General features: G+C 44.9%; 12 protein-coding genes, 1 tRNA gene and 2 pseudogenes. 3 read left to right on the top strand and 12 right to left on the bottom strand.

Annotation, left to right across the window (positions count from 1 at the left end; genetic code table 11):
* Positions 1 to 13 precede the first annotated feature (13 nt).
* Together ACSYSN_RS02265 and map are read right to left on the bottom strand one after the other, a co-directional pair.
* Positions 14 to 931 carry a YihY/virulence factor BrkB family protein gene (locus ACSYSN_RS02265; RefSeq protein WP_491712584.1) on the bottom strand — a complete coding sequence of 306 codons (918 nt, stop codon included), beginning with the start codon at positions 929 to 931 and terminating at the stop codon, positions 14 to 16.
* Positions 932 to 936: 5 nt separating this feature from the next.
* Complete coding sequence (map, locus tag ACSYSN_RS02260) at positions 937 to 1,764, bottom strand: type I methionyl aminopeptidase (RefSeq protein ID WP_491712583.1); 828 nt, start codon at positions 1,762 to 1,764, stop codon at positions 937 to 939.
* A gap of 146 nt (positions 1,765 to 1,910) precedes the next feature.
* Here map and ACSYSN_RS02255 point away from each other — a divergent pair, with 146 nt between their 5' ends.
* Entirely contained in the window at positions 1,911 to 2,357 is a 447-nt protein-coding gene (locus tag ACSYSN_RS02255; protein ID WP_491712582.1) for a flavodoxin domain-containing protein, read from the top strand.
* On the top strand, positions 2,350 to 2,889 hold the full coding sequence (locus ACSYSN_RS02250; protein WP_491712581.1) for a GtrA family protein: 540 nt from the start codon (positions 2,350 to 2,352) through the stop codon (positions 2,887 to 2,889). The genes ACSYSN_RS02255 and ACSYSN_RS02250 overlap by 8 nt, the downstream gene beginning before the upstream one ends.
* A 22-nt stretch (positions 2,890 to 2,911) precedes the next feature.
* Here the strand turns inward: ACSYSN_RS02250 and wecB are convergent, their stop codons facing one another.
* The 9 genes and pseudogenes from wecB to ACSYSN_RS02205 all read right to left on the bottom strand — a co-directional run bounded on the left by wecB (position 2,912) and on the right by ACSYSN_RS02205 (position 12,198).
* Positions 2,912 to 4,054 (bottom strand): non-hydrolyzing UDP-N-acetylglucosamine 2-epimerase, encoded by a 1,143-nt coding sequence (gene wecB / locus ACSYSN_RS02245; protein ID WP_491712580.1) that lies wholly within the window; start codon positions 4,052 to 4,054, stop codon positions 2,912 to 2,914.
* Positions 4,055 to 4,433: 379 nt separating this feature from the next.
* A tRNA-Arg gene (locus tag ACSYSN_RS02240) sits at positions 4,434 to 4,506 on the bottom strand.
* A 53-nt stretch (positions 4,507 to 4,559) separates the two neighbouring features.
* Complete coding sequence (locus ACSYSN_RS02235; protein ID WP_491712579.1) at positions 4,560 to 5,888, bottom strand: PTS sugar transporter subunit IIC; 1,329 nt, start codon at positions 5,886 to 5,888, stop codon at positions 4,560 to 4,562.
* A complete protein-coding gene (locus ACSYSN_RS02230; RefSeq protein WP_491712884.1) occupies positions 5,885 to 7,114 on the bottom strand; it encodes a DEAD/DEAH box helicase in 1,230 nt (409 codons plus the stop codon). The genes ACSYSN_RS02235 and ACSYSN_RS02230 overlap by 4 nt, the downstream gene beginning before the upstream one ends.
* Positions 7,111 to 7,818, bottom strand: a complete 708-nt coding sequence (locus tag ACSYSN_RS02225; RefSeq protein WP_317637902.1) for a GH25 family lysozyme — start codon at positions 7,816 to 7,818, stop codon at positions 7,111 to 7,113. Before ACSYSN_RS02225 ends, ACSYSN_RS02230 begins: the two co-directional genes overlap by 4 nt.
* A gap of 129 nt (positions 7,819 to 7,947) precedes the next feature.
* Positions 7,948 to 8,949, bottom strand: coding sequence for a D-2-hydroxyacid dehydrogenase (locus ACSYSN_RS02220; RefSeq protein ID WP_491712578.1), 1,002 nt, complete (start codon positions 8,947 to 8,949; stop codon positions 7,948 to 7,950).
* A 278-nt stretch (positions 8,950 to 9,227) separates the two neighbouring features.
* Positions 9,228 to 9,473, bottom strand: coding sequence for a hypothetical protein (locus tag ACSYSN_RS02215; protein ID WP_491712577.1), 246 nt, complete (start codon positions 9,471 to 9,473; stop codon positions 9,228 to 9,230).
* A 354-nt stretch (positions 9,474 to 9,827) separates the two neighbouring features.
* Positions 9,828 to 11,493, bottom strand: a pseudogene (locus ACSYSN_RS02210) (glucose PTS transporter subunit IIA).
* Between the two features lie 9 nt (positions 11,494 to 11,502).
* Positions 11,503 to 12,198 carry an N-acetylmannosamine-6-phosphate 2-epimerase gene (locus ACSYSN_RS02205; RefSeq protein WP_491712576.1) on the bottom strand — a complete coding sequence of 232 codons (696 nt, stop codon included), beginning with the start codon at positions 12,196 to 12,198 and terminating at the stop codon, positions 11,503 to 11,505.
* 135 nt (positions 12,199 to 12,333) lie between these two features.
* Here ACSYSN_RS02205 and ACSYSN_RS02200 point away from each other — a divergent pair, with 135 nt between their 5' ends.
* A complete protein-coding gene (locus ACSYSN_RS02200) occupies positions 12,334 to 13,155 on the top strand; it encodes a MurR/RpiR family transcriptional regulator (protein WP_491712575.1) in 822 nt (273 codons plus the stop codon).
* A gap of 69 nt (positions 13,156 to 13,224) precedes the next feature.
* Here ACSYSN_RS02200 and ACSYSN_RS02195 read toward each other — a convergent pair.
* A pseudogene (locus ACSYSN_RS02195) lies at positions 13,225 to 13,833 on the bottom strand (glycoside hydrolase family 1 protein); the annotation flags it as partial.
* Positions 13,834 to 13,880 lie beyond the last annotated feature (47 nt).

Here is a 13,880-nt window from a genome sequence, read left to right as displayed (position 1 = left end):
TCACTGTACCAATTTAATGATGCCGCTTTCTTTGAATGTACTCGGCCAAATGACCAGCAGAATACTGTACTTCACCATATCTCAGCGACACAATTGCAGCATTGACGCAAGTCCCCATTAAAAAAAGCACAGAGGCAATATTAAGCCACAACATGAAGATAATGAAGGTTCCAATAATGCCATAGTTCTCCCAGCTAATGTGGAAGTGATGCAGATAAAAACTAAACAGCCAGGACAAAAGTAGCCAACCACACAATGTAGTTAAAACTCCTGGCCAAATAACCCGCTTTCTAAGTTTAATGTTGGGCAAAAAGTAATTCAGGTAATACAGCGCACAAATCAGTGTAATCATCACAATCGGATAACGGTAGCTAAAGATATTTTCGATTTCACCAACTGAAAAAGCAAAGATCGGCCGCAAAAATTCTAATACCTGCTGCCCAAAAATAAAGGTCAAACTAAGCAAGGTAAAGAAAATAATCATTAGGTTGGTCAAAATGATAGTAATCGACCGGGTCCAAACGGTCACTTGCCACTTTTGACGTAGTTCAATGGAACGAACACCATAGATGCGGTTCATCCCGATCCGAATTGCATTAACCAAAGAAGAAACAGACCAAATTGCTAAAACAATACCAAAGGAAATATAACCAGTCGACTTACGCTTCAGTAGTGAGTTGATAATCGGCATGATGAACTGGGCGATCCGATCAGGAAAAATCAACTTGAGATAACTGGCAATTGGGGTCGTGTCAATATGAAATAAGGGCAAAACGTTACCGGTAATAATAATCAGCGGAAAAATGGAAAACAATACATAATAAGCAATTGCAATCGCACTGGTTAAGACTTCGCCCTGGGTAAACTTGAGTGAGAGCTTCATATTAAACGAAGCAACATATCGTCTGGCCGCCGCCATTTTTTTACTCATTCACCTTAATCATCCATTTCGTCAAAATGCGGTAAATACTTTTCATAGCCGTCATACGGTTTTTGCAGGGTTAAAATCTTGGGGCCGTTTTTGGTGATCGCAAAGGTATGCTCAAATTGCGCTGACTTGGAGCCGTCCGGGGTAGCATAAAATACCCAGTCGTCATTGGGATCGTCAACTGACTTTTGCTCGATGCGCCAGTCTCCGCCAGCTTCCACCATTGGTTCACAAGTAATGGTCATCCCTTCACGCAAGCGCAGACCATGGCCAGCCTTCCCCCAGTGCGGTACTTCTGGATCTTCATGGATAGTCGGTTGAATTCCATGACCGACTAATTCCTTCACGTCGCCGTAGTGATGCTCATCTTCAACAAAGTGCTGAATCGCAGCCCCAATGTCACCAATGCGGTTACCTACAACCGCCTGGTCAATACCGAGATACATTGCCGCTTGCGTTACTTCCATTAAATCACGGTCGGCTGCAGAAATCTGACCGACTGGATAGGTCGTGCATGAATCTGTTTCAAAGCCGTTAAGGTTGCAGGTAACATCAACCTTGACCAAGTCACCTTCTTTTAAAACAGTATCGCGGCGCGGCGTGGCATGTGCAATCTGGTCATTGACCGAGATACAGGTGCCATACTGATAGCCTTCAAAGCCCTGTTCTGACAAGCGGCCCCCCCGGCTGCTAACAAAGTCCTGACAAAATTCTTCAATTGCCCAGGTGGTAATTCCTGGCTTAATCACAGCGCGCAGTCCTTCAAACATTGACGCCAAGAGGCGACCAGAAGACTGCATGCCCTTAAGTTCCCGAACGGATTTAATAGTAATCAAATTTCAACTTCTCCTCTGAAATAAATATCTTATTTACATTATAGCTTTTTTTAAAAGTTTACTAAAGCATTTCAATAGCGCACGAAAATTATGTATAATTATGTATAATGTTGTGATAAAGTGATATTACGAAAGGTTTGAAGACTATGAAGGCGAGAATTGTCTACGCTAGTATGACTGGTAACGATGCCGATATGGCAGAAATCTTGGAAGAAGGCCTACAAGAGCTTGACTTTGAAGTGGAGAGCAGTGAGGCCGAATTCACTGATGCCAGTGATTACTTAAGCAGTGACCTCTGCATCTTTGTCACCTACACCTATGGTGAGGGAACGATGACCGATGAAGTTGCCGACTTTTACGCACAACTAAAAGAATTGGATTTAAACGGCAAGTATTTTGCGGTAATGGGCAGCGGTGACCGAGTTTACGCCGACCACTTCTGTGAGAATGTTTTCGACTTTGAAAAAATATTCAAACAAGTCGGGGCCAAAGAACTTACCCCGCCCCTAACCATTGAAAATGCACCAGACGATGAGGCAATCGCTGCAATTGACCAAGCGGCTAAGGAAATGGCTGATCAGTTAAATGATTAAAGATAATAAAAAATTCAATTCGACTAGCGATCCGGCTATTCGCTCGCTCGCGCAAAGAGTTGTCAAACGCCACCGCAATTTAGTTGTTTACATGATTTTTGGTTTTATTGCCGCACTGCTTAATACAATTGTCTTCATGGTCTTGCACAAGTGGTGGCACAGTGCCATCTTAATTTCCAATACCATCGCCTTTGTGATTTCCAACCTAGCTTCGTTTATTTTTAACCAGAAAGCTGTCTTTGTTAACAATGTTGACCGCGATCACTCAACCTGGCAAAAGCTAATCTTCTTTTTTACCTATCGGATTATCAGTCTCGTGCCTGACAGTTTGATTATGTTGGTTGGACTCTCCTGGCTTGGGCTCAATGCATTGCTAGTAAAAATTATTGACCAAGTGTTAGTCGGTATCTTTAACTACTTGACCACTCGTTCAGTCTTCCAGGCCCAAGAGGCAACTATGATTGAACGAGCCAAAAAACGACTTAAAAATAGTTCCCAAAAAATTACTAACAAAAAACCAAGAAGTCATTAATTACTTCTTGGTTTTTTGTTTTTTAGGCAAAATCACGTGGTCGTTCGCCGGGGGACGAGGCCAAATAGTAGATTAAATCTGCTATAATGCGCTCGGAGGCGTGTCCGTCTCCATAAGGATTCTTGGCATTAGCCATCTGATTATAGACCGCTTGATTTTCAAGTAATTCCACCATGGCGGACCGTACATTTTCAGTCTGGGTTCCCACTAATCTCAGGGTACCCGCCGTGACACCGTCTGGTCGTTCAGTCGTATCGCGTAAAACCAAGACCGGCTTGTTCAGTGCTGGTGCCTCCTCTTGAACACCGCCCGAATCAGTCATAATAAAGTAGCTCAACTTAGCTAAATTATGAAAATCAACTACATCAAGCGGAGCAATCAGGTGGATGCGCTCATCATCGCCTAAAATTTCGCTAGCAACTTCCTGCACCTTGGGTGACAGGTGGACCGGAAAGACCATTTCAACGTCTGGGTGGCTGTCCACCACCTGCTTCATGACCTTAAATACCCGCCGCATGGGCTCACCCTGATTTTCGCGGCGGTGCATCGTTACCAAGATCATCTTGTGGCCGGGCTTAATCAGGTCAAGTACGTCATGGTGATAGTCTGCTTGCACGGTTTGCTGTAGCGCGTCAATGGCCGTATTCCCAGTAACAAAAATATTGGCGGCTGGATGATTTTCTTTCAGCAAATTTTCCTTACCAAGTTTAGTTGGCGCAAAGTATAAGTCACAAAGGTCATCGGTCATCTGCCGGTTCATTTCTTCTGGGAACGGCGAGTACTTATTCCAGGTACGTAATCCGGCCTCAACGTGCCCAATCGGGCGCTGCTCATAAAAACTGGCCAGGCTAGCCGCAAAACTGGTAGTTGTATCACCGTGGACCAACACCATGTCTGGCTCTTCCTTTTTAATCACTTCGGACAAATCAAGCATAACTTTAGCTGTGATTGCCTCAAGCGACTGGTTTTTCTTCATGATGTTGAAATCATAGTCGGGTTTGATTTTAAAAATCTCAAGTACCTGATCCAACATCTCTCGGTGTTGGGCCGTGACCACCGTGACTTCATCAAAACGGTCATCCGCCTTTAACTTTAGGACCAAAGGTGCCATCTTGATTGCTTCTGGCCGTGTTCCAAAAACGGTCATTACTTTAATTTTCGTCATAAAAGCCTCCGCTTTAATATTAAAGATTTCCTGGCAAAAAGACAAGTCAATGTGCTTTAATTACAAGTAAAACAAAGTAGGTAAAAAATGCATTACGACTTTTTATTATTACTAGCCACGGGCTTTTTGATTGTTATTGCCAGCTTTAGCTTGGTCTTTTCCTTTGATCGCAGCCACTCTTCTAAAGTACGTCAGACACTACTAGCAGTATCAGTCTGCACTTTTATGATAATCGCTTGCTTGGTGACAATCTTGATGACCAAACCCCTAGGCTAAGGAAGATTATTTAGAGCAAAAAAACGCCTTACCTACTAGCGGTAAGGCGTTTTAGTTTAAGGGGCTAACATTTAAGCTAATGAAGGCTTAACGGCATTTTTAATGACCCCGGTGAGATTCGAACTCACCTCTACGGTTTAGGAGACCATTGTTCTATCCAGATGAACTACGGGGTCGCATAAGATTAACTTTACCAAATTTAAGTCTTAAAAGCCAATATTTTTAGTAATTAATACTGCCGGTTAAAATACGGTTGCGGGTTATTAGCATCAGCAATTTTGTCTGCAGCAAAAACAAAGGGCGTCCAAATTGCCAGTGCAATCACCATATTAATGATGCACAAAATAATGGCCCGCCAGTCATAGTTGCAGGCCAAAAACGGACCAATGATTGGCGGCATCACCGTCGGAACACCGGCCTGCACCGGGTTAACTAGGCCCATCATCGTCACCCAGTATGAAAAGGCTACGTTAACTAGCGGCGCTAAAATAAAGGGAATAACATAAATTGGGTTGAGGACGACCGGCAGACCCAAAACAATCGGTTCATTAATATTGAAAATGCCCGGAGCAAGTGCCACCTTGGCAATGGTCCGGTAGTCACTGCGCTTCGAAAACAGTAGAATAGCCACAATCAGCATCAACGTGCCCCCCGTACCGCCGAACCACACAAAGGCATCAAAGGAGCCCCGTACCCACAAAAATGATACCGGACGACCATTACGCACTGCTGTGATGTTGATATTCTGCGCGGTTAACCAAATTGAATCAAGAACTGGCGCCCAAACACTCAAGCCGTTAATCCCAAAGAAGCCAAAAACTTGGACTAGTAGCGTTACCAGTAATACCATTCCAAAACCTTGCCCCAACTTCACCAGTGGCGTCTGAATTGAGTGGAGTAGCCAGTTACCAAAGTAGGTACCCGTCACTGTCTGAAAGACAAAGTTAATCATGCCAACGCCAAAAATTGCGGTAATTCCTGGAATCAATGATTCAAAGGCCATCTGTTCAGCGTAGGGCAAATTGGCCGGAAGATGCAACATAAACCTTGCCTTGATACAAAGCGCAAAAATTGACACACCGATGGTACCAAACAAAATAGCTGTAAAAATACCAGTCGTTGAAAACTGTGAAATATCAAAAGCATGCTGAATTGGAACCATTTTCCCAGCCACTTTTAGCTTAGTCAGGTTAGCAATGCTCATGGCCAGAGACGACACCGCAACGAGCGCTCCAGCAATTGGATCAATTTCCATGCTTTTAGCTAAGTGATAGCCCAGGGACATCGCCAAAAAGAGGGCAAACAGGGCAAACGTGCCCCGCCAAACCACATTACTGACTAAGACGAGCGGCTGCATCGCCCAAGCGAACGCCTTCCAGCCCAGATCATGCTTGGCAGCAGCAATCAAACTCTTAATTAACACTGCAACCGAGCCCGCAATCGTAATCGGCATAATGGAAACAAAAGCATCACGCAAGGCCACTAACCACCGCGCTTGTCCAATTTTGTTAGCCAGCGGTAAGACATAATCCTCAAGCCATGACACTAATCGACTCATTTTTGCTCCTTCTTTTTTAGATAATGCGGATGATAGCCCTTGTTTTTATTCCGCTGCTTGTGCTTCTTCTTTTTCTTGCTAGCGGGTGCCGGCTTTTGGGGGGCGCTGAGAGCTGGATTCCGCTTAGGCAACTCAGTCGACAGGTGACCCTCCTTAAAGTAGACCCGGACCGGTTTTAGCTCACCGCCCAGCAACTTTTTCAAGTCGCGCAAGTCATGGTCATCGCCCAGTGTTACTACATAACCCTTAGCCCCCATTCGGCCAGTTCGGCCTGCCCGGTGCAAGTACGTGTTAACTTCACTTGGTAGATCAAAATTAATCACATAGGTAACTCCAGCCAGATCTAGGCCGCGGGCGGCCAGGTCGGTAGCCAGCAGCAAGCTCGTCCTCCCCGTCTTAAAGTCACGCAAGGCGTCTGCTCTTTTTTGCTTACTAAATTCATTGGCTAGCAAACCAAACTTGGACTTAGTATGGCCCAAAATACCAGCAAAGCGCAACATCGTCTGATTTGAATCAAAGAACAAGATTCCCTTGAAGTGGTCCAGGCGCAGCAGCCGCTGAACATAGTCAACCTTGTGGGCATTGTCTACTTGCAAAAAGTAGTCTTTGATGGTCGTTTGCTGTTGCGCTCGCACGTCAACCAGGTCAAAATTACGGCCAAAAAGCTCATTGGCCTGACGGGTAATTTCCGATTCAGTAGCCCCAAATAAGAGAATCTGGGCGTCGGGCGCCATGTTTTGGCCAAACGATCCCAGTAGGTCCAGCTTACTGAATTCCAAAACATCATCGGCTTCGTCAATGACTAGCGTCTTGACCTGGTCAGCGCTAATGCGCTTACTTGAAAAAAAGTCGAAAAATCGTCCTGGTGTTGCGATGACAACCTCTGGGTGCTGCTTTTTCAAATTGTCCTCTTGCCTTTTGCGGTTACCTGCTCCGACTAGCGTAATTCCCGTCAGCTGCAAGGCATGGATAAAAGGATTCAGGGCATGCCGAATCTGGACTGCCAATTCCGTGGTGGGAGCAATGATAACCATTTGATTAGCTTGCCCGACCGTTATCCGTTCAAGTGCCGGTAAGCCATAGGCTAGCGTCTTGCCAGTGCCTGTTTTGGCTAAGGCAATACAACTGGCACCCTGACTAATTATTTTTTGTGTTTCTTGTTGAATCAGGGTTGGTTGCGCCAAGCCTAACTTAGTTAAAACTGCTTGAATTTCTGTTTTCATTATTGTGTTAACTGCCCATATTTCTGTTTATATTGCATCACGGTACCATTATACGCCAGCATGGCTACCCCATCTTCTAATCCCGAAACTCCTTTTACACGGCCAGTATTTGTATAACGCCAGAAGGAATACTGCAGCTTATTGGGCGCTTTTTTGCCACTAGTTGCAAAGAGCACATCGGCGGGAAAATATTTTTTATACTGAATTTCCAGCTCAATCATTACCCGTTTGCCCTGACTTTCCAGCATTTGAGCAAAGTGGGCCATTTGCTTAAGGTAGTGCACACTTCGTTCAGCAACAGCTGGCTCTAGCAAAATAGGTAAAGTGCCCGTATTAGTGCCCACCTTTTTCAGAAAATAATGATAATGCTGTTGCGGCGTTGATTCGTTACTGTAGACGATACTGGTACCAAAGGCCAACTTGGTCCCCAAAACTTGGTCACGGTATGACAAGTAGTCGTCGTCAAAGTATGACCGGCCCTGTGTACTCTTTAAGTACACAAAAGAAACACCATTCTCCTGTAATTCATGGAGGTCGACGTAGCCATAATTTTGATTAAGTTCAACCCCAATTGCGCTTGAATTAGCATCTGGCGGTAGTGTTGTCTGGCTTCGCAAATTAGCTAATCCGATCAGCAATAACACCACTGCCGCGACCAATAGCAAAACAATTGCCGGCAGGGTATATTTATGATGAAACCTTTTCATCTGTTCTTCCGCCTTTTTAGTACCAAGTTATTATACCAATATTATAATTATAATTGATCCAGCGCAAATTTGTTAATTTCGCACCAAAAAAGATGACCAATTGGCAAAACTAGTCATCCCTCTTACTTATTATTGCTCAACCGGATAAATCGGCTTCTGACCATTTAATACCCGCTTTACGTCTGTCATACTTTGTTCAATCATATTCTTGACCGCAGTCTTAGTATAATAGGCCGAGTGCGGCGTGAAGACCACGTTCGGCATCTTGGCCAGCTCCTGATAATCTTGCGGCAATTCACTTAAGCGACTGAACTTCTTCATCACGATAGCTTCTTCACCTGTCATCACGTCCAAGGCCGCGCCCGCAATCTCATGGTTCTGCAGTGCTTCAATTAGGGCTGGAGTATTAATTAAGGGCCCGCGGGCGGCGTTAATAATAACCGCGGTGTTTTTCATTTGCTTGAATTGCTCTGCAGCAATCATATCCTGCATCGAAGGGTCAAATGGCGTATGCAAAGACAAGATATCGGCTTCTTTAATTACCGTCTCAAAATCAGTATATTCGAGAAAGGCTTCGTTAGCCGGGTTTTCTACCACATCATAGCCAATTACTCGGGCCCCAAGTGCATGGAAGATCTCGGCAGTAGCGGTCCCAATGCGACCCACGCCAATGATGCCAACAGTTTGGTGGTAGATTTCATCACTCATCAGGCTCTCTTCACGAACAAAGTTCAGGTCTTCTTTTTCATTTTTGAAGATCTGTCCCCACTTACGCAGCAGATACATGGCTGAGGTCAGGGTATTCTCTGCAACCGCCCGGGGTGAATAAGCCGGCGTATTAGTAACCAGTAGATTGTACTTGTGGGCAAACTCCCAATTAATAATGTTATAACCCACCGACCGTAGGGCAATTTGGTTGATTCCATAAGCGGTCAGCTTTTGGTAAACCGCTTCGTCGTCGATATCAGCAACCTGTAAAACACTGACTACATCATAGCCTGCTGCTTGTTCCACCGTGGTCGAATCTAAGTCAGCGGTTGTCGTGACCAATGTGTCTTCAGGATGAGCCTTAGTCCACTTGTCGACGTATACCTGTTGCTCCGGCGTCATATTGTATAGTAAAGCTTTCATTAAATAAATCCTCCTTTTTACTAAAAGTCAATTACCCCTATTTTAACCAATAGTGGTAAATAATCACAGCTTTATTTAATAAATAATTAAACTATTAGCAATTGAAAAAAACGGCCAGCAGCCAGTCCTATATCTTTTGGCTAATCTTAGTTATGGTGATTTTTAAAACAGCCCGGAGTCAAGGGAATTTTGCTTTCATTTTCTCATATTCGGGACCCTGCCTAACAAATTCACCTGAACCGGTTACGTGGAAGCCAGCACCAGGACCAGCCGTGCCCTCAACTTTTTTTGAACCTACCGTCAGCAGTTGCTGGGTCCATGATAATGTGGGTATGGCAGTTAATCAAACCCGGCATCACATACTTTCCTGCTAACTTAACTACTTTATCCGCCTGCGGAGCCTGGCCGCTGCCTGTCGCAAGTATCTTACCAGACTGATCATCAACTAATAAGTAGCCTTCATTTTGGATTTTTTCTACTTTTCCATGATAGATATTTGCCTTACTATATACTGTCTTGGTCATCTTACTACCTCCCAAATTAGCAAAAAAGCACTCGTCCCTAATACAAGAACGAGTGCTTTAAATATCACCTGGTCTATCACTCTCGCAATAAGTCCTGGTAACTGCCAACTACTAGTTTGCACGAAAACTGCAACCACGCCGCTGCTGGTCAACTTATACCAGCATTCATCAGCCAGGCAACGTACACTACTCCTCCTAACACCAACTCTCAGCTAATTGAGCAGTGCAGTTGGGGGCGTCAAGTTAGTTACGCTAGCTTAATGAACGTCTCGTTTGGTGCCAATTTATCATGTCACCTAATGCTTGTCAACTGGTCATTAAAAGTATGCTAAATTGGGGGTATAGCACAACAGTTTACTTAGTCAAAACCTTGAAGACACCATCATGCGCCTTAACCTGGGAGTCGGTTTGCACCTCGGCCATGGCTTGGGCCACATGACTGACCGCATTAGTGATAACTGTGATGACAGCAGTCTGTTTACCGGCTGCGGTGATGGCAGCCCGGTCCATTGTGGCAAGTATGGTACTTGCAGTTACTTGATCGCCTCCTTTAACATTTACCGTGAACGGTTTACCATTTAGCTCCACGGTATCAATTCCCATGTGAACCAGAACTTCAAGCCCTTCTATCGTCTTTATGCCGATGGCGTGCTTCGTATCAAAGACCGTCATCACTTCACCGGCTACTGGACTATAGACATGGTCACTGCTGGGTTCAACCGCAAAACCTTCACCCATCATTTTTTGGGCAAAAACCTCGTCATTGACCTCGGTCAAATCCCTGAACAAGCCGCTACCAGTGGCTGCAAACTCAACTTGTCCGCCCGCTGCACCAGCAGCCTTAACAGGTTGCTGATCGCTTAAGCCGACCGGGACTTTTTCGGGATGAGCCAGAATCTCATTGATTTCCTGGCTATAAAGATCAGCCTTTCCGCCAAAAATAGCCTGAATACCACCGCCAACTTTTAAGATTCCAGGTGAGCCCAACTGCTTAATGCTGGCTTCGTCAATCTCACGGTTATCCTTTAAGCCAAGGCGCAACGAACAAGAATGAATACTCCAGCGGTTCCGTTATCCCAGTCAGAAAGGACGTTAAGCCACTGGACAAGTACAGACCACCAGCTTTTTGGCGGTTAGCCTGGGGTAAGCAATAGTACATAGCCAAAGCGGCACCTGGCAAACCAAACATCATGGTGGCAAACCGCCCCGCAAAAAAGCGGGTACCGTAGGTAAAGAGACCATGGAAGTTGGGATCAGCCAGTTGGGCAAAGAAGATATTTTGCGCACCAACAACTGTCCGACCGGCAACTTCTGCCGTTCCTCCTAGCGCAGTGTACCAGAACATGGGGTAGATCGTATGGTGCAAGCCGACGGCTCCTGTCAATCGCAATAAAAAGCCATAAAGAAAGCTCCCCAAACTGCCCATGGCTGCAATGGCTTGGCCGGCAGCAACCAGCCAGCCTTGAAGAGGTGGCCAAATGAGGTAGAAGATTGCCCCAAAACCGATAGCCGCAATTGCGGAAATGATCGGGACAAAGCGCGATCCCCCAAAAAAGCCCAAAAATTGCGGCAGCTCAATTTTGCGGTAGCGGTTGTGCAAGGCCGCGACCACCGAGCCAATCACAATTGCCCCCAAAACTCCGGTATCAATGGTATTTTTTGGATTAAACAGTTGGAGCAGACCCGAAATGGTGGACGCATATACCACATAGGCCACACCACCGGCTAGACCAGCAGTCCCCTTGTCCCCCTTCGCCAATCCCACGGCCAGACCGATTGAAAAAATTAGGGCTAAGTTACTGAACACCGCATTGCCAGCCATATTCATAATTTTTAAGCTGTTCTGTAACCAGGGCTGATTCAGTAGCGGAAAGGCTGAGATAGCGGCGGCATTGGTCAATGCACCGCCTAGCCCTAACAATAGACCGGCTACCGGTAAAATGGCAATTGGCAGCATAAAAGCTTGGCCTAGTTGAGTGAACCACTGGCCAATTGCCGCGAATCGGTTATTTTTAGTCATTTTACTCTCCTACTTGCTGGCAAATACCCGGGTAAAAGTGCGGGCAATCTGCAGAGGCCGGGTAATCGCACCGCCAACAACGACGCCCACAGGATTCAGGTCAATTACCCGTTTGAGCTCAGCCGGCGTATGAATCTTACCTTCGGCAATCAAGGGTATGCCAGCAGCAACTATTTTTTTGATTAAAGCATAATTGGGACCAGGTTTATGTGCACTTTCAGCAGTATAGCCCGCAAGTGTGGTCCCGACAAAGTCCATGCCCGCTTCATAAGCCTGCTGGGCCTCATTAAAATTGGCAATATCAGCCATGAAGAGTTGGTCAGGATACTTTTGCTTGACTTCTTTAATAAATTCAGTGGTCGTCTTTCCATCATGCCTTGGTCTTAAAGTACAATCAAAGGCGATAACTTCAACGCCAGTCTTAATCAGCTCATCAACTTCCTTCATGGTCGGCGTAATATAGGGTTGCTCCGGCGGGTAATCCCGCTTAATAATGCCGATGAGCGGCAAGTCAACGACGGCCTTAATTTCTTGGATATCGCGCACCGTGTTGGCCCTGATACCAACTGCTCCAGCTTCTGCTGCAGCCTTGGCCATGAGTGGCATGACGCCGCCCGTTTCAGAATAGAGCGGCTCACCGGGCAGTGCTTGACATGAAACAATTAAGCCCCCATGAACCTGCCTGGCAAAGTCTTCTTGCTTCATCTGTATTTTTTCTCCCAAAAAAAGTAGTTTTGAAGTTTTATTACTCGAAATATAATATTATTATAGCTAAAGAAAAGCAATCATTTTTTGAAAAAACTGGTATACTTTAATAAAAAACAAGGAACTTTAACAATTATGAATTTTATTCAATTATTTAACAAATATAAAGATGATTTAACCAAATCTGAAATAAAATTAGCTAACTTTATTGCTACCCATCCCGAACGGGTAATTTATGATACAACTAAATCCCTAAGTGCAGCTACCAATACCAGTGACGCCACCATCATCCGCCTCTGCAAAAAGCTCGGATTTTCGGGTTTTTCTAACTTAAAAATCTTCTTGGCCCAAGAATCAATTACGCAAGGTCAGGCTAATCAACGCGTCGACCACAAGAAATTCTATGTCGACAGTGCCAATCTATTAATTAATTCAATTAAGAAAACCGAAAACCTCCTTGTTTCCGAAAACCTGCTCGCCGCAGTCAAATTGTTGGCCCAAGCTAGTGAAGTTTACCTGTTTGGGATTGGTCACTCAGGCGAGTCTGCCTTGGACTTCGCCAAGACCTGGCTGCGCATTGGATTGATTGCCCACGCCGAAATTGACCCTCATATCCAAGTACAGATCAGTTCCATGCTAAATAAGGAGGATGTCGTAGTCGGATTGTCGCTCTCTGGGCACACCAAGGACACCTATGATTCATTGAAACTGGCTAAGAAAAGTGGGGCCAAAATTATCACCATTTCTAACGATCTGGGTGCCCCCATTTCTAAACTGGGTGATGTCCAACTGCAAACCGCCGTTAGCGAGTTCTCCAACATCGGTTCCGTAGCGGGCCAGGTATCCCAACTCTACTTGTGCGAAGTCCTGGCGCGCGGCTATGAGATCCACACCAACGTTGACAGCCGCGAATTAAAGGAACGAGTGCTGGCGAACATTTTGAAAAAGGAAATATAGCTGGGGCAAGTGAAAAGTCACGAACAAGACATGTTCGTGACTTTTTAATCACTTGATATAAAAATGACTTTACATTAAATGCTCACCATTTGAACGAATAACTTTGCGATACCAAGCAAAACTGTCTTTTTTTATTCTTTTAAGGGTTCTCTTCCCTTTATCATCACGATCTACATAAATAATGCCGTAACGCTTAGACAATTGACCGGTACCATTACTTACAATATCAATCGGTCCCCACATTGTATAGCCGCGCAAGTCAACGCCATCCTCAATTGCTTTTTTCATTGCCTGAATATGTTCCCTCATGTAGTCAATTCTGTATGTATCATGGATCTTTCCGTCAGGAGTAACTTGGTCTTTCGCTCCTAAACCATTTTCTACTACAAACAATGGCTTTTGGTACCGATCCCATAGATCATTTAAAGCTAATCTCAAACCAGTCGGGTCAATCGACCAGCCCCAGTAAGTTTTGGGAAGATACGGATTAACCAGGCCTTCTAATGAATCCGTTGTTTTTTCTGCTGGCTCTTCGTAATCCGCCGAGATAACTCGTGATCGATAATAGCTGAATGTAATAAAATCAACCACATAGCGCTTAATTAAGTCTTCATCACCTTCTTCCATCTTGACGTCAATATTGTTTTCTTCGAAGTACTTCCAAATATAGTTAGGATACTCGCCCCTAAACTACCAAATTTTGTTGAATTTTAGAAATTAATATT

The organism is Lactobacillus sp. ESL1191 (assembly GCF_058504435.1).
This window is presented reverse-complemented; position numbering and strand designations above follow the sequence as displayed.